This window comes from Eudoraea algarum, from assembly GCF_050589645.1.
Classification (GTDB): Bacteria; Bacteroidota; Bacteroidia; order Flavobacteriales; family Flavobacteriaceae; genus JBNGOQ01.
Genome location: NZ_JBNGOQ010000004.1, coordinates 176,818 through 195,772, shown reverse-complemented (window position 1 = coordinate 195,772; position 18,955 = coordinate 176,818). Strand labels below are relative to the sequence as shown.

Below are 18,955 nucleotides of genomic sequence, written 5' to 3'. Positions count from 1 at the left end.
CTATTATGATATCCAAAAAGAGTTTCCTGTTCCAAGTACTTTGCTTCCTGCTTTTGGGAGCTGTCCTTCATGCCCAAAAATTGGATCGTCGGGCCTCCTGGCAGGCCAAAATTTCTGGTCCTTCCAGCGAACAAATTGGGGCTGTCATCCAGTCCATTACCGAAAACAGTCCTTTGGAAAAAGCGGGATTACGGCCACAAGACCGTATTCTTAAGATAGATGAGGTCCTTATTTCGTCCGACGAGGTATGGACCGAAATGTCCTATGGTATCCGAGCGGGCAGTCCCATAAAATTGGAAGTCTTAAGGGGAGGACAGCTAATACGATCAAGCGTTTTGTTGCCGGCCATAAAAAAAGAACAACATGCGGGTATCGAAACCTTGTATGAAGCGGTTACCAGTGTTTATGGTTTGTCTCAACGAACGATCATCACCAAACCCAAGCGCCCGGGCAGGCAAGCTGCGATTATCCTGATCGGAGGGCTAAGCTGTTCAAGCATTGAGAACTACCCGGGTAGAAACAGCAATTGGGCCAAAGTGCTCCGAGATCTTGTTGAAAAATCCGATATGGTCGTAATGCGGGTAGAAAAACCGGGGGTTGGGGACAGCGAGGGTGATTGTTCCCGATCCGATTTTAGGACCGACGTGGCGGGCTTTAAGGCTGCCATTAGCGCCCTGAAATCAAAACCCTATGTAGACCCGGACCGCATTATTGTTTACGGCTCCAGTATGGGCAGTGCCCTGGCCCCCCTATTGGCCAATGAGTTTAATTTGGCCGGTGTTATCTCCGATGGTACCTTCTTTAAGACCTGGTATGAGCATATGTTGGAAATTGAACGGCGTATCCTGCAATTCAAGGGACTTTCGGAAACGGAGATCGTACGGCAAATGAATCGATATTACATCCCTTTGTACTACGGGATGCTCATACAGAAAAAGACCTATCAACAGGTAGTGGATGAATACCCCGCATTATCTGAATACAACTATCACGCTCCCGGGCATATGTACGGGAGGCCCGTGGCCTATTATCAACAGTTGCAGGACTTTGATTTGGCCGGAGCTTGGGAAAAGGTGAAGGTCCCTGTTAGGATCATGCGGGGCACAAACGATTGGATCATGTCTTCCTTTGACAACAAGATGATCATTGAAGTACTTAAGCGGAACGGCCATCAGGATCATGTGCTGTACGAATATCCGGGGCTGGACCACTGGAACACCATTCATCAAACCGCCAAGGACTCTTTTGAGGGGAATCCTGGCAAATGGGAGGAAAACATCAGCATGCAAATTGTGAACTGGGCCCGGGAAATTGCCGGACTGTCCACCATACCTGTACAAAACTAGCCCAGGAACCGTGGGAGAAAGAGCGGCTGAATCCTGATTAATTTCACTATTTTTAGGATTCATCAATTAAAGTCGTTCCTATGAAATCCCTTCTTTTTTGCATCCTGTTCGTTTTTTCCATGTCTTGTAAGCACACTTCCAAAGAAGTTGGTGCACGTTTAAATCAAGAAGCACACGCCTCTCAAGAAGGTATTGTATCGGGCTTTTTGGAAGTTCCGGAAAACCGATCGGTAAAGAACAGCAAAACCATACGCTTGGCCTATCGTGTACTAAAGGCCAAGGGTGATTCACCTAAAGAGGATCCCATTCTCTACTTGCAGGGAGGTCCGGGAGGTGCTACGCTGATCATGCAAAATTTCTGGAGCAACAATGCCCTGAGAGCCGATAGGGATATTGTTTTAATGGACCAACGGGGCACAGGTGAATCCAATGCCATTTGCAGTGATTTAGGTGCCCGGTTGATTCAGATCCTGTCCATGGACCTGACCCCTGAGGAGGAGGAAGTCAAAATTCTGGAGGCCACAGAGCGCTGTAAAAAGGAAGCTGTGGCCCAAGGGACCGATCTGTCCGGGTACAACAGTAGGGAAAACGCCGCAGATTTTGAGGCACTACGTAAAAAGCTGGGGTATCACAGGTGGAACATTCTCGGGGGTTCCTACGGCTCAAGACTTGGGCTGACCATCATGAGAGATTTTCCAAACAGCGTGCGTTCTTCCATCCTATTTGGAATCTTCGCGCCCGACTCCGAAATTTACACCCACTTCATCAGCAATTTCAACACCGCCCTGATGGCCGCTTTTGAGGAATGCGGTGAGGACCCCGATTGCAATATCCGTTATCCAAGGGTCAAGGCCCGTTTTTTTGAAGCACTGAAGCAGTTGGAAAAAGAGCCCATTTCCTTTTCCTACAACGGGGAACCCTTTGTTTTAAATGTGCAGGATGCCCTGTTGGTAGCACATCAACTATTGTATCAAAAGAGGATGATCGGGTTTTTACCCGCCTATGTTGAAGCGCTTAACAAGAGGGATCCGGACGGGCTCCGGCAGGCATTGGGACCCACCACTGCAACCGTAAATTTTATCAATTTCGCCATGTATATGTCGGTCATGGCCTATGAGGAACTGCCCTTTAACGGAACTTTGGAATTTTCCAAAGACCTGGAAAGACATCCGGAATTCAGTACGGGGCCCGCCTTTTTTAATTCGGACCCCAAGGCCTTGGAAAACTGGCACTCCTTTAGGGCCAAGGCCCATGAGGATCAGCCTGTTGTTTCCAACATTCCGACCCTTATAGCCAATGGCCGTTTAGATCCCATAACACCTGCTAGCAATGCCGTGGAACTGTCCAAAAACTTAAAAAACTCTTACTACATGGAATTTAAACGGGATGGCCATTCCCTGTTCAATTCGTGTTTTTTTGAAACCTGCCGTGCATTTCTGGATAGCCCCCAGGAAAGGCCCGATCTATCCTGTGCGGCCAAAAGCGGTCCTATCCCCTGGGAATAGAATTAAACGGAATAGGCGGCTAAACGCGGTCTAGGGAAAAGTCGGAATGATCCAGCAGTAAGGCCTGCAACTCCTCCTTATAGGACATGAGCTTGGCATTGTCCAACTTGAAGATGGTTCCGAATTCCTCGAGAATGGGGTCCATCAGTTTGCGAACGCCATCAATGTCAAAATAGAGGCGTCCCGTTCTTCTCACAAAGAAATCTGTGGGGTACTGTATCATCTCATAGGCGATACCGAAATGGAGTTCGGCCTTGGCCAATCGCACATAGGGGTCCTCGTCCTTTAATTTGTTGTAGCCCTCCAGGATCATCTCGGTCTGCTTCCCGTAGTTGGTCACCAAAAACCATGCATCGTATGCTACAAAGCCATCCGCTTTGATCCTATCGAACACTTCGGTAATATATCGTTTCACGTGCTTAAACTTCTTGAAATCATTTCCGGTCAAGGGAATAGTATCGGTACTGCACTCCTTGACCTCCCGATCATAGTCTTCCTTCATTTTATTGGCCACCCTGTTCACCACCCGCTCGGCCATTTTACGGTAGCCGGTAAGTTTTCCCCCAGCAATACTGATCAGTCCGGTTTCTGAGGTAAAAATCTCGTCTTTGCGGGATAGTTCCGAAGCGGATTTTCCCTCTTCATGGATCAAGGGCCGTAAGCCTGCCCAGGAAGAAACAATGTCTTCCATCTCCAAATTCAATTTGGGGAACATATTGTTTACTGCCGAAATCAAATACATGGCATCTGCCAAATCTACCCTAACATCGTCCTTATCGTTGTTGTAATTGGTATCTGTAGTACCCACATAGGTTACCTTGCCCCTAGGAATCGCGAACATCATTCGGCCATCCGGAACATCAAAATACACCGACTGTTTTACCGGGAGTTTTTCGTGCGGGAACACAAGGTGTACCCCTTTGGTAAGATGTAGGCGTTTCCCCTTTTTGGAATTGTTTATACTCCTAAGTTCGTCTACCCATGGGCCGGCAGCACTGATTACATATTTCGTCTTTATGGTAAACTCTTTATCCGAAGTACCATCCTTTATCTTGACGCCCGAAATTTTTTCGTCGGTATAGTCAAAATCGGTTACCGCTGCATAGTTGAGTGCCAGGGCACCATGTTGAAGGCTGGTCTTTATGGTTTCAATGGTCAAACGGGCATCGTCGGTCCTGTATTCCGCATAATAGCCCGCCCCCTTCAGGATCTTCTTGGGCAATAGGGGCTCTAGCTTTAATGCCTCTTTTTTCTCCAACATTTTTCGCTTATCGTCCCCGGTTACCTGGGCAAGAATATCATATACCTTTAAACCGATGGAGGTAAGCCATTTACCATAGGAGCCATTTTCGATCAGGGGAAGCAACATTTTCTCCGGAAGTACAATATGGGGCGCCAATTTATGTACGATGGCGCGTTCCGACCCCACCTCCTTGACCAACCAAAAATCAAACTGTTTTAAATATCGCAGGCCGCCATGGATCAGTTTGGTAGATTTACTGCTCGTTCCCGAGGCGAAATCGTTCTTCTCTACCAACGCCACTTTTAACCCTCTAGAGGCCGCGTCCAGGGTGATGCCACCACCAGTAATACCGCCCCCGATCACTACAAGATCAAAAACCTCGCTGGCCAATTTTTTAACGGTCTTTGACCTGTCCAAGTTTGAAAATTTGATATTCTCTTTCACACTATTTTTTTAATTCAATTTTCTTTTTCACTATCAATAAGACGCTCACCGTAAAGGGCGGTGAACCCGTCCAACGAAATCATATAATTTGCTAGCTTTAATCCAGATAAGAGCCTCAAATATAAATGTTTATATTCCTAATTCAAAGGGTGGCATCTACTCTATCGTTATAGTAATGGCAACTTCATGACCCAAGGCATCAACAGCAGTAATTTTATGGGTTCCTGGAGGAGGGAGCATAATTACTTCATGAAATTCCCTCGTTTGTGTCAGGAAGATATCGTTCAGATACCAAAAGACAGTGGCACCTATTCTGGCATGTGCCAATTTCAGCACCAATTCATTTTTATTTCCCTCAAAATTCTTGGTTAGGCTTATACGGCTGCCGTCCTTGGGGTAGATAAATTCCATAACGGGCGCTGTTATGGGACTACAGTCCTCCCGATACGGCGGGAGCTGTTTGTACGTGGGATGGTTTCCCCGATAATAAAACTCCAGCAATGGTGGTAAGGTAAACCAGGGTACCCGTAGCACCTGGGAAAGATCTTCACAGGAAGCGTTGACCCTAAACTGGTGTTGGGCGTCCAGGTGTACCCATTGGTGGTAGGGACAGGGACCTACCGAATTTGGTGCCTGGGGAATGTCTATTCTTTTTTTTTCACAGATTTCCCCAGCTAAAAATCCGCTCTGGGCACATACCGTTACTTCTGTAAATTCGTCCAGGGGTTTGGCAAACCAGCTAGATCTTGGTAAGAGGTCAAAAACATCGAACAGCAACGGAGCGGCACTGCTTAGCCCGGATACATTAGGCCTCCCTTCTCCATCAGCGTTGCCTATCCAAACGCCCACAACAAAATCTTTGGTAGCCCCAATGGCCCATGCATCCTTGTTCCCAAAGCTGGTCCCTGTTTTCCATGCGATTTCCTTGGAGGAGTCAAAAAATTCCCAGGCCTCGTTTCCTTCTGGCCGGTTTACCTCCTTCATGGCTTCAAACGTGAGATAGATACTGCCCGCATTGAAAATGGTCTTTTGGGTGTTCTTTTTTCCAAAATCGGCCAATTTGTCCGCTATCAGGATGGGTTCGACAAATTCACCTGTATAATATTCGCTCGACGTCGTATTGAAGTGCGCTATGGTAGCCGCCAGGGAGGCATAGGTTTTGCACAGGTCCCATAGACTGCTCTCCGCGCCGCCCAGTATAAGGGTAAGCCCGTAATGATCTGCAGACTTGTCAATGCCCTTTAGCCCAAATAGATCCAATTGATCCCGAAATTTATGTAGGCCATAGGACCGCAGTAGGCGCACGGCCGGAATGTTCAATGATCGGGACAAGGCCTTTTTGGCCCTTACGGCACCGCTGTACCGCTCATCAAAGTTTTCGGGAGTGTACCCGGCAATTTGGGTGGGAACGTCAGGAACCAACATATCGGGCAGTAGCTCCCCACTATCCAACATCGCCGCGTAGAGCAAGGGTTTCAAAACACTTCCGGTACTGCGGTTGGCCTGTACCATATCCACATCTTTTTGATGCTCCTTTTTGGTATCTGTGTTTCCGACATACCCCAAGACGGCCCTACTGTGCACGTCCAGGACCAAGACCGCTGCATTGTGCACTTGATTTTGCCGTAGTGCCTTGTGATGTTTGTCCACGAGACTATTCAAGTTTCTTTGAAGATCGGCCTTAAGGTTTGTCCGTATCCGTTGCCCCTTGTACTTTTTGGAAACAAGCTCCACCATATGCGGAGCCACTTTGGGCAAAGGGTAGGGTTTTTGGGGTAATTCCTCCAAGAGGGCCAGGGTGTAGGTTATGCTGTCCATTAGCTCCTTGCTATAGATTTTTTTGAGGAGCCTGTTTCGTTTTGCCAGTAATCGCTCTTGGTTTTTTCCCGGATAGATAAGCGCTGGCGCGTTCGGCAGTACAGCCAGGGTGGCCGCTTCCGCCCAGGATAATTGATGTGGCCTTAGGCCAAAATACCGCCAGGCTGCTACTTCCAATCCTACCACATTGCCGCCATAAGGTGCATTGCCCGCGTAGAGGTTCAGGATTTCCTCTTTGGAGTACCTCCATTCCAGGCGGGTGGCCAAAATAAGTTCAATGGCCTTTTCGAAGTAGTTTCTTTTGGTACCGTTTCGGGAGAGGCGAATGACCTGTTGGGTAATGGTGCTCCCGCCCCTTACCGTTTTACCGGCTCTCAGATTGGCCCCCAATGCCTTGGCCATAGCAACGGGGTTAAAGCCAGGATGTTGATAAAAATAGGTGTCCTCAAATTCCAACAAACAGGTCTTGAATTTATAGGGCAAGCTATCCGCTACAGGGAAGCGCCATTGACCATCATCCGCAATTTTACCCCCTAAAAGGGTTCCGTCTGCGCTTTCGACTATCGTTGCGGTGGGCTTGTTGAAGAGTTGTTTTGGAAGGCAGAAATAATAGCCGATCAAAAGAAGCGATAACAACAGTATTTTTCTAGGGTGCCCTTTAAGGTACGCTATACTTTTTTCCAGGAACGTTTTAAATGTGCCCATACAAATCCCTTGCCCGATGGGCTGATAAAACTTGCCTACCGCTTAAACTCGTATTCCCTTTCCACCAGGCAGATACGGACTTTGTACCAGCTGTACCAGTCCGATATTCCCTTTTCCTGTGCAAAGTGGTGGTCTGCATGTGCCTTCCAATTGGCAATGGCTTCCAGGGACTCCCAATAGCTGACGGTGACCCCAATTTCTTCACGGGCACTTTCAAAGCCCAGATAGCCCGGTTGTTGCCGGGCCAAATTTTCCATACGTTTCGCCATTTCGGGATATCCGTTTTCCCCAGAGGTCCGCGTGGAGGTGAATATAACTGCGTAATAAGGTGTTGTGTTGTTCAAGACATTATGGTTTAACAGCTTTTAGTCCAAATACTTTTTTTCCAAAAAATAATTGACCAGTGCCTCCTTCATCAGGACCGATTGTTCGCCGGCCTTTAAATGGGGCAATGCTTCCTTTACTTTGTAATGCGGCCATCCGTCTTCATCAAAAAACTCAAACTCGTAATATCCATAGGGTTCCAACAACCTGCATATGGCAATGTGCATGAGGTTCAATTTTTCGTCCTTCTTGTACTTCTTGTGGTACTGTCCCAATTCTTGTACCCCAACCAAATAGATTATCGCATCCATTTCCAGGGGATCGCCATCAGAGAACTGTGCGGACAGCTTTTCCACCAGCAAATCCCAGCGTTCCTTTAAAATGATGTCTCTTGACATTTAGCGGCGTCTTTTTGGCGTTTTAGGTTGGTCGTAGGCCTACTTCCGTTTTATGCCATCAAAGGTACAAATCAAAGTTCTATATTTGCCAATGAAAACCAATCGTTACAAAGAGATTTTATACCATTAAAAAATGCCTATGGGTTTTTTGGACATCGTTATTGGGCTATTATTGATCTGGGGACTTTATAAAGGCCTCAAAAATGGTCTCTTTGTGGAAATTGCTTCTATAATAGCCTTGGTCGCCGGACTTTACGGTGCCATTCATTTTTCCTATATCGCGGGGGACTACCTCTCCAAAAATATGGAGTGGAACGAGCGATATATTAACCTGACCGCCTTTATCATTACCTTTGTCATTATTGTTTTGGTAGTACATTTGGCCGGAAAATTTTTGACCAAAATTGCCGATTTTGCCCTGTTGGGCCTCTTGAACAAAATTGCGGGAGGGGTTTTTGGGGCCGTGAAAGTTGCCGTAATCCTTGGGGCATTGCTCGTATTTTTCCACAGGGCAAATACCTCGATTCAACTGGTGGAGGAAGATACCTTGAACCAATCCGTCCTTTACAACCCGGTTAGGGAGATCGGGGCTTTTGTCTTTAGCAAGGTGTTGAAAGAAGCGGAAACTCCCAAGGAACCATAATAACACTTGTCCATAAAAAATGCAGTACACAGATTTTTGGTGTTCTTAAACGATGGAAGGAACATCCTAGGTTTAGTTCCCTTATCTTGTGGCCGAGAACTTGGAAATGGATTTTGGTGTGAAGAAACTAAAGGACACGCCCTTTTACCGCAAAGCACTGCAGGAAATAAATTACTCTTTCGGCAACTACTATTTGTTCGATTCCTTTATTATTGCCGAAATAAACGAGGACGTCCTGTTCACGTGGGAAAATCATGGAAAAAGGGTCGCCGAGGATTTGACCAATCTTTACGACAATGACGGTCAGGATTATGTGCTGATTACACATCGTATCAATGCGTATTCCGTAATGCCAACGGATTGGATAAAGTTCTTCAAGAACAGCTATAAACTAAAAGGGTATGCAATTGTGAGCTATACCCGGGCAGGCTTTCTGAATGCCGGACTGGAAAAAATTTTTTTAAAGAGCAAGGTAAAGCGGTTTAAGTCCTTGGAGAATGCCATTGCCTGGGCTCAGGAAATCGCCAACAGCAAAACCCTATCCTCCTAAAGGGATTATGGCCGTACTACCGTTACCCATTTCCCCTTTGTCCGGACTGCATAATCACTGTCGTACATGGCCTCTGCCTGTGTTCCGGGCAGATAGTACCTCCCCAAATACGAAGCGTTGAGCAGCACCCTAAAAGTTTTGGTCTCCTTTCTTTTTAAATCGAAATAGAAATTGGCCCGATCATCCCTTAGGTCTGTATAGCTAACCTTGTTGTCCGTAAAGTCTCCAAAATCGGTAAAGCGGGTATTCACAATTTCCCAACCGCTCGGAAAAATTTCCGTCAATGCCATATCTTTTATGGCCTCCGCACTCGTATTGGTCAGGGTAACCTCAGCGACAAAATCTGTCCCCTGTACCAATTTGGAAGCGTCCAGACGTTTTCCGTCCCGGCCTTTAAAAATTGTAGTGGCCAATAGGTTCCGTTGCACCACTTTCTCTTGGCCAACTGGCAGAATACCACTGTTGACCACGCTCACAAAGAGCGTATGGCCCGAGGCGTTTTCCAACCGTACGTTCGCATTTCCGCTTTTAATGTTCCAACTGCGGTTGGCCAAGGTCTTTTCGGTACGGATAGGCTCTGTCTTCCCATTTACCACAGCGCTTCCCTCAATACCCTTGCCGCCCACCATCTCGGCAAATTTGGCCATCGCCAGCAAGCTGTAGGAAGTACTCTGCGTACTCATGTACCGCCTTTCGCCCAATCCTTGGGCCACCGTCTTAGCCATTTGTTGCGCCTGGGTCCTGTCCTGTAGCAAAACAAGGGTTTCCAAAGCCATGGCCCTGTTACGGTCCGCGGAACCATAGGTGTAGTAATCCTGGGTGTTGTCGGTAAAATCCAAATTTGCATTGCGTAGCAGTTGCTGGGCCACATTGGTCTGCCCTACCAGGGCATAGGCCGCTGCTAAGCGATAGCGGGCCTGACCGGACAGTTTAGAGGTTTCCCGAAGCCTGTTCATTGAACCTATGTCCGCGTTTCCGGAAAGCGCCAGGGTGTACAGGCGGTACGCCTGGGCCAGGTCAGGGGTGTGGATCCCTGCCCGCCATTGCTTTGCAATTTGTCTTTGATACCCGATCCAGGCAGCCTTAAACCCGAGTGGTAGCACATATCCTTTTTTTTCGGCCTCCAACAAAAAATGTCCAGCAAAGGAGGTACCCCAATCGTTGGCATGGTTTTGTCCAGGCCAATAGGCAAATCCCCCATTGGGCAACTGATACGTTCCCAAGCGATTGATCGCATGGGTTACATTATCTTGTATCCGCTTCTTTTTGGTCGCGGTAATATCAAAAATATCGGCCAGAAACAACTGGGGAAAAGCGGCCGAGGTGGTCTGCTCCACGCAGCCGTGAGGATATCGTATGAGTTGTTGCATCCTTCCGTTGAAATTCATGGGCGGAAGTGTGGAAAATTCAATTTGGACGGCATTGCTGCCCGCTATACCAAAAGTTTCTACAGTGAGGGTCTTACTGCTGTTCGCATCCAAGGTCAGGGTTTGGGCCGTCGTGGTCACCGGGTTGGGATTTACCACATCAATGGGCACTTCGAACGAAGCACTTTCCCCATGGCCCGATGCCTCTACCACTACTTTTCCTATCCCCTTGAAATCGGACACCTTTAATTCAAAATAGGCCATTTTCTCATCGGGACCCATAAAGGAAATCGACTGTGTAGCATTGCCTACTATGGTAAATGAAGGGTCTGGTTTTAATTGTATCCGTACATTTTTTACTTTCTTTTCCATGGCAAATACGGTAACCGGCAGCGTTACCTGCTCCCCAGGGGTGATTTTCCTTGGCAGTGATGCCAGGACCATAAGCGGTTTACGGACCGGTGTAGTTTTTTCTGCCATGCCATAGGCTTCTTTGCCACTGTCCCCGGCCACTACCATGGTACGCACAGACCCTATATATTTCGGGATTTTTATCTGGTGCGATTTGCTGGCACCCTCCTTGAGTTCAAAAGGGCCGAGATAAACTACCATGGGCTCGAACCTATTGGCTTTTTTATTTTTGGCCCCCGCAATTTCCCCATCACCACCAATGGCAAAGACTTGATCTATGCGTCCGCCATAAGCGCCGACCACATCATCATAAACATCCCAAGTCTTGACCCCTAGCGCCTCATGGGCATAGAAAGTACTCCATGGATCGGGTGTTTTAAATCGGGTGAGATCCAAGAGGCCCTCATCCACAATGGCAAGGCTATACGTCATGGCTTGTCCTTCTTTTTCGCTCACCTTCACAGTAATACGTTCTTCGGGCCGGAGCACATCGGGCATATCAATTTTGGGCTGCAGTTTTGTGGCAGGGTTCTCCACACCAATGGGAGCCACTCCGTACAAACGGATGGGGGAATCGTTCAAGGTGGTGGCATGCGGTTGTAACAGGGAAATATGGATGAATACGTTGGGGGCATATAATTTGGTGATGGGGAGTTGAAATTTGGTTTCTCCCTTGGCGCTCTCTACCCATAGGGACTCCAATACTTCGCTCCCGTTTTCAACCGTTACCAAGGCCCTGCCCTTCTCTGAGCTCGGAAAGCTGATGGTAGCCGTTTCCCCAACCTGATAATTGGTCTTATCCGTAGAAAATACCAGCATGGTTGCGGCAGAGGGGTCGTTCTTTCTGGATTTTCCTGCCCAACCTGGCCAATCAATATAGATGGCTTTTCCAGTGGCGTGCCCACCTCGTGTATCTTCTACGCGTACCAGATAACGTCCCCAATCAGGGTACTTTAACTCAAAATTGAAGGTTGCTTTTCCATCGGGCCCGGTGCTAATGGTCTCTTCAAAAAGCTTTTCACGGTAATTGCTGCTGCTAAAGCTAGAAAGATTGTCTGCCGAAGTGTCCCACCACCATCGCCAATTTACTTTATGGATTGACACCTTGAGCTCTTCGGTTGCTTTTGGCCTCCCCCGTTCATCCACACTGACCACCTCGAAAGTATGCTTTACATCGGTCAGCAACATACCCCTGGTTTTATCACCCTTGGGCACGTTAAGTCCCACATAGGTGGTGAAGGGAGAATAGGTTTTGGTAAATACGTCGGTACTAAAATCGCCACCATTTTCATATACCTTGGTCACAAAGGCTGCATTGAGCATTCCGGGAGCTACCGTTTTTAGTTGTGGGTCTATCGAAAACGCAGCTTTCCCTTCCGCGTTCACCTTGCCGCTAAATACCACTTGATCCTCTGTGGCAAAGCTGCGGGAGGGGTCATCAAAAGTATAGCCGGGAAAGGTCTTGAAACTGGTCTTTTGGGATGTGAATTTTGCCGTTACATCGGCCTTGAGGTCCTTGGCAATAGCACCGTGCAACCATTTTACCTCCAGGTCAGCGTTCACCGCTTTGTTGGCCGAAAGCATCTCTGACCCAAAGTCCGCTTTTATTTTTAAACGGTTGGGCTTTATGGTCTCTATCTTTAAGGTCTTGGTAAAGCTTGCTCCCCCAACCGATACTTTGGCCGTCCAATTTCCCGTGGGCGCGTTGGCATCGGTCTTTGCGGAAAAGTGGTAGAAACGGTTCAATCCGGAGGTCTGTATTTCCCGGTGCACCACTTTATTATAAGGGTCTAGGAGTTCTAACTTCACCGGATGGTTCGCAGGAAGATTGTTGGCATTATCGTTCAGCATAAAGGAAAGAAAAAGTTGGTCCCCCGGCCTCCAAACGCCACGTTCCCCAAAAATAAATCCTTTGATCCCTTTTTGTAACCGAACCCCGGAAACGGCAAACTTGCTCATGGATAGCACGCCCCCATCGTTTAATTTTACATAGGTCTTTTGCCCATTATTTTCCGCTATGGCAAAATAGGCGTTGTGGTCCGAATCAAAAATGGAGGTGCCGTCCGCATCCGTTACGGTTTGCCCCAGGGCTTGTTGTTGAAAATTGTAAAACGTGACGGTGGCACCGGCAACCGGGTTGGTGTTGAGAATATCATTAACGGCCACAAAATAGCTTTTGTTGACCCCCTTCTTGATGGTTACACCAAGATCGGTTGCCAGTACGTTGGTTCCCACTTTCTTAACGTAATAGTAGGAAATATGACAGGGGTTTTCCCGCTCGTTCCAATCATAGCCGTAGTAGTCATTGTAGTAGTTTTCTGCCCCGTCCCAAAAACTGGCTTCCGCCTCCACATCAAAATCTTCATTGTTATCCCCGTCCGAATCAAAATTGGTATTCTCACAGGTATAGCTGCTGTAGGAAGGCCTAAAGTTGAGCGCTACCCGATATATAGCTCCGGCCTCTGTGCTTATTAGTGATTTTAGGTCCAGGGCATGGGCGGCCCATTTACCGGTATTGGACAATGCTGTTTGAAGTATAATCTTCTTGCGAGCAATGGGACGTGCAACTGTCTTTAGACTATAACTGCCATTGAGGGTGTTGTTCTGTAAAAATTGTAGGATGTTGTTCCCATAAATTTTATATACGGAAACATCCACCGCCTTTAGGTTGACAGCTTCAAAATTTATCTTGAGATTACTGGACGATGGCAGTATGGTTCCATTGGAAAGCATCCGTACTTGTGGTTTTAATGCCTCAAAGGCAATCTGCTCCGTGAACCTCGACTTTAATTTATGTCCGTCCTCACTTTGGATGCCTGCAAAAACCTCCAATTGAGCTGTTCCCTTGATCACCGTGGACAGATATACTTTTAGGGTGTGGCCCGCTACCGAAAATCGGGCTTGATCATCATCTGCAAGGACGACAAGGCCTTTAAAATCCTGGTCTTTTTTAAGCGGATCGGAGAAATTGATCTGTACCGTCCTATTTTCTGCCAAATCTACGGAGACATCCGTAATAGTGAAGTTGTTTTTCCCCGGAATTACCAGGACATTTCTCCCTGAGCTCTCCATGTCATAATCGGATCCATCCCAAGAAACTTCCAACTCCGTGTCATGGGTTTGGCGTTGGATGCTGTCAATAGTAAATTGAAATTGGGTTCCTTCCGTAACGGCCTCATCAAACTTGAGCCGTACCGGCTTTCCTCCCTGCCGGACCCGAATCAATTTTTTGGCCGTGTCCAAGGACAACTGATCCGCACTTCGCAGTTGGCCCTCAATAAACTGTAACTCTTTGGAATAGGACTGCAGGGGATTGGTGTATACATTGAACTGTTGCTTCAGGGTCCTGACCCCAAAGGCCAGGGTGCCCAATTCCCGAGGAATTTCCTTGATAATCTTGTTCAGTGACAGGGTAACACGGTATTCCGTATCCTGTTCAAGACCAGCATCCGGAACAAAAGCAACGGTTCGCTCGTCCAGGACCAACACTTTGCCTTTTACCCTAGGGGAAAGGCGAATCAAATCTTCGTTTAACTCGTCTCCCTTGTTCCATGAGGTCACGGGCTGGTTTAGTACGGCCCGGATATCGCTTTTTGCCGAAATTATCCCAGGGGAGACCTCTGCAACGTAGGCCTCATAGGCACTGAGGTCATCATAGGAACGTGCCTCGCCCTCTTTTTTTGTTGTGCAACCTACCGCCATGCAGAAGGCGAGTAAGTATAAAAGTGATTTTGTTTTCATGGAAAGTGTTTGTACATGTAAATATAACGGTTTAGAACATTCTTGCGGCGGCGGTTAACGCAAAATCCCGGCCCATTCCGGGCAAAAATTACCATCATTGTCCCGGGCTTCCAATCCTGTTGGTTTGTCCCTTCCACGTATTTTTCAGAAAGCATGCCGCAGAGCCGTTTTCGACTTGCAAAAGCGATAAAAAAGGTGCAGATGGTCGAAAAAAACACTTTTTTCATGGATTATTCCGATAATATTTTTTAATATTACCCAGTTGATTCGATTTGTATCGATAGCACGAGAACCCCCAACTCTTCCCTCTACTTATCCCTGGAATACAAGAACACCCCATTCTTCCTTTTTCTATTTATGGCGAATAGAACACTATATGAAAATGAAAATGAAGGGTATGGCATGGGCATTGCTCGTTGTTGTCCTCGGTTCCTGCAGTACGGAATCCTTGGAGGAATCGCCCAAACCTATTGCGGAGGCAGCAAATGCCGTTGAAGTTGAAGAGGAATTGTTGGCCCTGGTCAATGAGCACAGGATATCTATAGGGCAACCTGCCCTGAAATTCAGCGCCGTGGCCTATGAATATGCCAATGCCCACACGGATTATATGATTTCCAAGGGAAGCTTAAGTCACGATAATTTTTCTTCCAGGGCTTCTGGAATATCTTCGGAGGTAAATGCAGCTCAGGTAGCGGAGAATGTGGCCAAAGATTATTCCAATGCCGCCGCCGCCCTACAGGGGTGGTTAAACAGCACCAACCACAAAAAAACCATGGAGGGGGATTTTACCGATACGGCCGTGAGCGTCAAAAAGGACCCAAGTGGCAATCTCTACTTTACCCAGTTATTCTACAGATAGGCTCCGTCAAAGCCATTTTCTTTTCTTACATTAGCATAAGAACAATATGGCTATGGCGATACGAGCCCCATTTAACCTCCATCATTGGATAAGCGAAAACAGGGATTTGCTTAAACCTCCCGTTGGCAATAAAAATCTATACAAGGAGGCGGGCGATTATATTGTCATGGTGGTGGCCGGCCCCAATGCCAGAAAGGATTATCACTATAACGAGACCGAGGAACTTTTTTATCAGTTGGAAGGCCAAATTGAAGTACATATTCAGGAGGATGGCAAAAAAAAGACCATGGAACTGGGCCCAGGTGATATGTATCTGCACCCAGCCAAGGTGCCCCATTCCCCAGTACGGCACGAGGGTTCCATAGGGCTCGTCATAGAGCGGAAAAGGGCCGATATGAATGTGGATGATGGACTCCTATGGTTCTGCGACAACTGCAACAACAAGCTGTATGAGGCGTATTTTACCTTACATGACATCGAAAAGGATTTTTTAGGTCATTTCAAGACCTTTTACGGATCGGAAAAACTACGTACCTGCGATAACTGTGGAACCATAATGCCGGTAGACCCAAGGTTTATTGCACAAGAATAAAAACATATGGATAGTATTGCTAGGATTTTGGTAGGATTAGTGGCGTTTATCCACTGTTATATTCTATGGTTCGAAATGTTTGCGTGGACCACTAGAGGAAGAAAGGTATTCAAAAACTTCCCTAAAGAACTATTTGAACCGACCAAGCCGCTCGCCGCCAATCAGGGATTGTACAACGGTTTTTTGGCGGCAGGTCTTATTTGGACCTTTTTTATAGAAGATCCCCTTTGGCGGGATAATATTTCCCTGTTCTTTCTTGGGTGTGTGGCCATTGCCGGAATTTACGGAGCCCTTACCGCCGATCGCAAAATATTTTTTGTACAGGCGCTTCCTGCCCTCTTGGGCATCCTTTTCGTCCTATTGCCATAGATGCGCTCAAGATATCCTTTCCCAGCCCTATAAAAGTTGCTTCTAATTTGTAGCTTTGCTGAAAATCTAACAATTCTTGCTTAAAAAGTTATAAAATGAATAAAGTTGCTGCTGCATTTGGAATTCAGGAAGCCCTGGACAAACTGGGGATCCAAACCGTAAATAATGGTACCGCTACCGGCTCGGACAATTTTGCATCAGGAGAGATAATCTCCTCCTATTCCCCAGTGGACGGTGCCCTGATCGCTACCGTAAAAAGCACCACCAAAGAAGATTATGAAAAAGTTATGGAGGTCGCCACCAAGGCCTTTGCCCATTGGAGGACGGTACCAGCTCCGCAACGCGGGGAAATAGTGCGTCAATTTGGGGAAAAGCTGCGCGAACTTAAGGAGCCTTTGGGAAAATTGGTTTCCTACGAGATGGGAAAATCCTATCAAGAAGGCCTGGGTGAGGTACAGGAAATGATCGATATCTGCGATTTCGCCGTGGGATTGTCCAGGCAACTCCACGGGCTCACCATGCATTCTGAGAGACCCGGACACCGCATGTATGAACAATACCATCCCTTGGGCGTTGTGGGCATTATCTCCGCCTTTAATTTTCCGGTTGCCGTTTGGGCATGGAATACCGCCCTGGCATGGATATGCGGGGATGTTTGTGTTTGGAAACCTTCGGAAAAGACCCCTTTATGTGGGATTGCCTGCCAAAATATTGCAGCGGACGTATTTAGCGCCAATGGACTGCCCGAAGGAATTTCATGCCTAATCAACGGGGATTACAAAGTAGGGGAAATGATGACTTCGGATTCCCGAATTCCACTGGTTTCTGCTACGGGATCTATCCGAATGGGGAAAATCGTGGCACAGGCAGTGGCCTCGCGTTTGGGAAAGTCCCTGTTGGAGCTCGGTGGCAACAATGCCATTATCGTAAGTCCGGACGCTGATATTAAGATGACCGTCATCGGTGCGGTATTTGGAGCCGTGGGTACCGCAGGACAACGCTGCACCTCGACCCGCAGATTGATTATCCATGATTCCATTTACGACAAGGTAAAGGATGCCCTGGTGGACGCCTACCAACAGTTGCGTATCGGAAATCCTCTGGATGAAAACAACCATGTTGGCCCACTTATCGACACGGATGCCGTTGCGCTCTATGAGCAAGCGTTACAGAAAGTCGTGGACGAAGGAGGCAAACTCATTGTAGAAGGTGGGGTGCTACAAGGTGAGGGCTATGAAAGTGGATGCTACGTGAAACCCGCTATTGCGGAAGCGGATAATTCCTTTGCGATAGTGCAGCATGAAACCTTTGCCCCCGTACTTTATCTGCTAAAATATTCGGGTGGCGTGGAAAACGCCATTGCCTTGCAGAACGGTGTTGTTCAGGGACTTTCTTCTGCAATTATGACCAACAATCTTAGGGAAGCCGAGCGTTTTCTATCGGCTAACGGAAGTGATTGTGGTATAGCCAACGTAAATATTGGAACTTCAGGTGCAGAAATAGGCGGCGCCTTTGGCGGGGAAAAAGAAACCGGTGGTGGCCGGGAATCTGGGTCGGATGCCTGGAAGGTATATATGCGCCGGCAAACCAATACCATCAATTATACAACAGAACTGCCCTTGGCCCAGGGCATCAAATTTGACCTGTAAACCTCAACTAAAAAACCCCTGGCCGCTCTAACGGTCAGGGGCTTCACAAACCCCATTGGTTTTAAGGATCCTAATATTCCAGCCCAAAATGGTCCATGACCTCGTAGTAGGACATTTTTTCAAAATCCTGTTTTGAAAACCCTTTGGAAGCCAATTGGCTCCCGGGGACTAAAATATATCTAAATGCGTTTCCGGAACCGCCAAATGTCCCAGGATCGCCAACCCCGTCGGAATTGATAAACTTGATAGTGATAAGTGCTTCACTGTCGTGATGAAATATGGTTTGAACCCCTGAAAGAATACCTCCGGTAAATGGGGTAATAATGGCGTCATCACCAAATCCGATAAATCGAACATATAACAAGACCACCCCGTTGTTAAGGACATTTTGGGTAAGATCATTTGCCACTACAGGGTAGTTACGAACATCGATACCAAAATCGCTCGACAATGCACTCCATTCTGCAGCTACAAAATCTACCCATTCCGAGTAGATTACATTGGCATTCCCATCAACACCATCTACCCCATCGGTTCCTGCAATTCCTTGAGGACCCTGAGGGCCAATTGCACCGTCTTCCCCATCCTCCGCGGAACAGGAGGTCAACACCATGGCAAGGACCATGGTTCCCAACATTAAAAATCTCATTGCTTTTTTCATAATTGTATGATTTTACGATTATATATAGCATTAAAATTATAATATAAACATCTGATTATAAGGGATTTATGTGTATTTGGTGTATAAAAAAGTCTAGTCGAAGAGGTATCGTGTACCAATGGAAAAAAGAAGAAAAATGTCAGGCAGTTTTACATGCAATGCTGGCTAAAAAATAGCATAGCACTATCTCAAATGGCACCAAAAAAAGCCCGCCGATGCCTTAGCTCCTTCATTACGTCAAAGGCGTAACTGGCTCAAAGCATCGGCGGGCTTTCAATTCAGCTTAACAACCGGATATATATGGAAACCGTTTGAAAGGTTTTCGGCTTA

General features: G+C 47.2%; 14 protein-coding genes. 8 read left to right on the top strand and 6 right to left on the bottom strand.

All coding sequences use genetic code 11. The features are described 5' to 3' along the window. The first annotated feature begins 5 nt into the window (after positions 1 to 5). Together ACRD67_RS15945 and ACRD67_RS15940 are read left to right on the top strand one after the other, a co-directional pair. Positions 6 to 1,346 carry an alpha/beta hydrolase family protein gene (locus tag ACRD67_RS15945; RefSeq protein ID WP_430968220.1) on the top strand — a complete coding sequence of 447 codons (1,341 nt, stop codon included), beginning with the start codon at positions 6 to 8 and terminating at the stop codon, positions 1,344 to 1,346. Positions 1,347 to 1,426: 80 nt separating this feature from the next. Beyond that, a complete protein-coding gene (locus tag ACRD67_RS15940) occupies positions 1,427 to 2,851 on the top strand; it encodes an alpha/beta fold hydrolase (RefSeq protein WP_430968219.1) in 1,425 nt (474 codons plus the stop codon). A 19-nt stretch (positions 2,852 to 2,870) separates the two neighbouring features. On the opposite strand, the gene ACRD67_RS15935 is transcribed toward ACRD67_RS15940, so the two are convergent. The 4 genes from ACRD67_RS15935 to ACRD67_RS15920 form a co-directional block, all read right to left on the bottom strand. Beyond that, on the bottom strand, positions 2,871 to 4,538 hold the full coding sequence (locus ACRD67_RS15935) for a glycerol-3-phosphate dehydrogenase/oxidase (RefSeq protein ID WP_430968218.1): 1,668 nt from the start codon (positions 4,536 to 4,538) through the stop codon (positions 2,871 to 2,873). A 156-nt stretch (positions 4,539 to 4,694) separates the two neighbouring features. Continuing rightward, positions 4,695 to 7,061, bottom strand: coding sequence for a penicillin-binding protein 1C (pbpC, locus tag ACRD67_RS15930; RefSeq protein ID WP_430968217.1), 2,367 nt, complete (start codon positions 7,059 to 7,061; stop codon positions 4,695 to 4,697). A 35-nt stretch (positions 7,062 to 7,096) separates the two neighbouring features. Further along, positions 7,097 to 7,405, bottom strand: a complete 309-nt coding sequence (locus ACRD67_RS15925) for an antibiotic biosynthesis monooxygenase family protein (RefSeq protein WP_430968216.1) — start codon at positions 7,403 to 7,405, stop codon at positions 7,097 to 7,099. A 21-nt stretch (positions 7,406 to 7,426) separates the two neighbouring features. Continuing rightward, complete coding sequence (locus tag ACRD67_RS15920) at positions 7,427 to 7,783, bottom strand: hypothetical protein (protein WP_430968215.1); 357 nt, start codon at positions 7,781 to 7,783, stop codon at positions 7,427 to 7,429. A 139-nt stretch (positions 7,784 to 7,922) separates the two neighbouring features. Here ACRD67_RS15920 and ACRD67_RS15915 point away from each other — a divergent pair, with 139 nt between their 5' ends. Next, positions 7,923 to 8,426 carry a CvpA family protein gene (locus ACRD67_RS15915; RefSeq protein ID WP_430968214.1) on the top strand — a complete coding sequence of 168 codons (504 nt, stop codon included), beginning with the start codon at positions 7,923 to 7,925 and terminating at the stop codon, positions 8,424 to 8,426. Positions 8,427 to 8,544: 118 nt separating this feature from the next. Next, on the top strand, positions 8,545 to 8,976 hold the full coding sequence (locus tag ACRD67_RS15910; RefSeq protein WP_430968213.1) for a hypothetical protein: 432 nt from the start codon (positions 8,545 to 8,547) through the stop codon (positions 8,974 to 8,976). 5 nt (positions 8,977 to 8,981) lie between these two features. Here ACRD67_RS15910 and ACRD67_RS15905 read toward each other — a convergent pair whose 3' ends face one another. Continuing rightward, on the bottom strand, positions 8,982 to 14,495 hold the full coding sequence (locus ACRD67_RS15905; protein ID WP_430968212.1) for an alpha-2-macroglobulin family protein: 5,514 nt from the start codon (positions 14,493 to 14,495) through the stop codon (positions 8,982 to 8,984). A 376-nt stretch (positions 14,496 to 14,871) separates the two neighbouring features. On the opposite strand from ACRD67_RS15905, the gene ACRD67_RS15900 reads away from it, so the two are divergent. The 4 genes from ACRD67_RS15900 (at position 14,872) to amaB (ending at position 17,964) form a co-directional block, all read left to right on the top strand. Further along, entirely contained in the window at positions 14,872 to 15,354 is a 483-nt protein-coding gene (locus ACRD67_RS15900) for a CAP domain-containing protein (protein WP_430968211.1), read from the top strand. Positions 15,355 to 15,406: 52 nt separating this feature from the next. After that, positions 15,407 to 15,946, top strand: coding sequence for a 3-hydroxyanthranilate 3,4-dioxygenase (locus tag ACRD67_RS15895; RefSeq protein ID WP_430968210.1), 540 nt, complete (start codon positions 15,407 to 15,409; stop codon positions 15,944 to 15,946). A 6-nt stretch (positions 15,947 to 15,952) separates the two neighbouring features. Continuing rightward, positions 15,953 to 16,315 carry a DUF1304 domain-containing protein gene (locus ACRD67_RS15890; protein ID WP_430968209.1) on the top strand — a complete coding sequence of 121 codons (363 nt, stop codon included), beginning with the start codon at positions 15,953 to 15,955 and terminating at the stop codon, positions 16,313 to 16,315. Between the two features lie 95 nt (positions 16,316 to 16,410). Then, positions 16,411 to 17,964: an L-piperidine-6-carboxylate dehydrogenase gene (amaB, locus tag ACRD67_RS15885; RefSeq protein WP_430968208.1), complete on the top strand. Its 1,554-nt coding sequence runs from the start codon at positions 16,411 to 16,413 to the stop codon at positions 17,962 to 17,964. Positions 17,965 to 18,034: 70 nt separating this feature from the next. On the opposite strand, the gene ACRD67_RS15880 is transcribed toward amaB, so the two are convergent. Next, positions 18,035 to 18,625 (bottom strand): collagen-like triple helix repeat-containing protein, encoded by a 591-nt coding sequence (locus ACRD67_RS15880; protein ID WP_430968207.1) that lies wholly within the window; start codon positions 18,623 to 18,625, stop codon positions 18,035 to 18,037. Between the last annotated feature and the right edge of the window lie 330 nt (positions 18,626 to 18,955).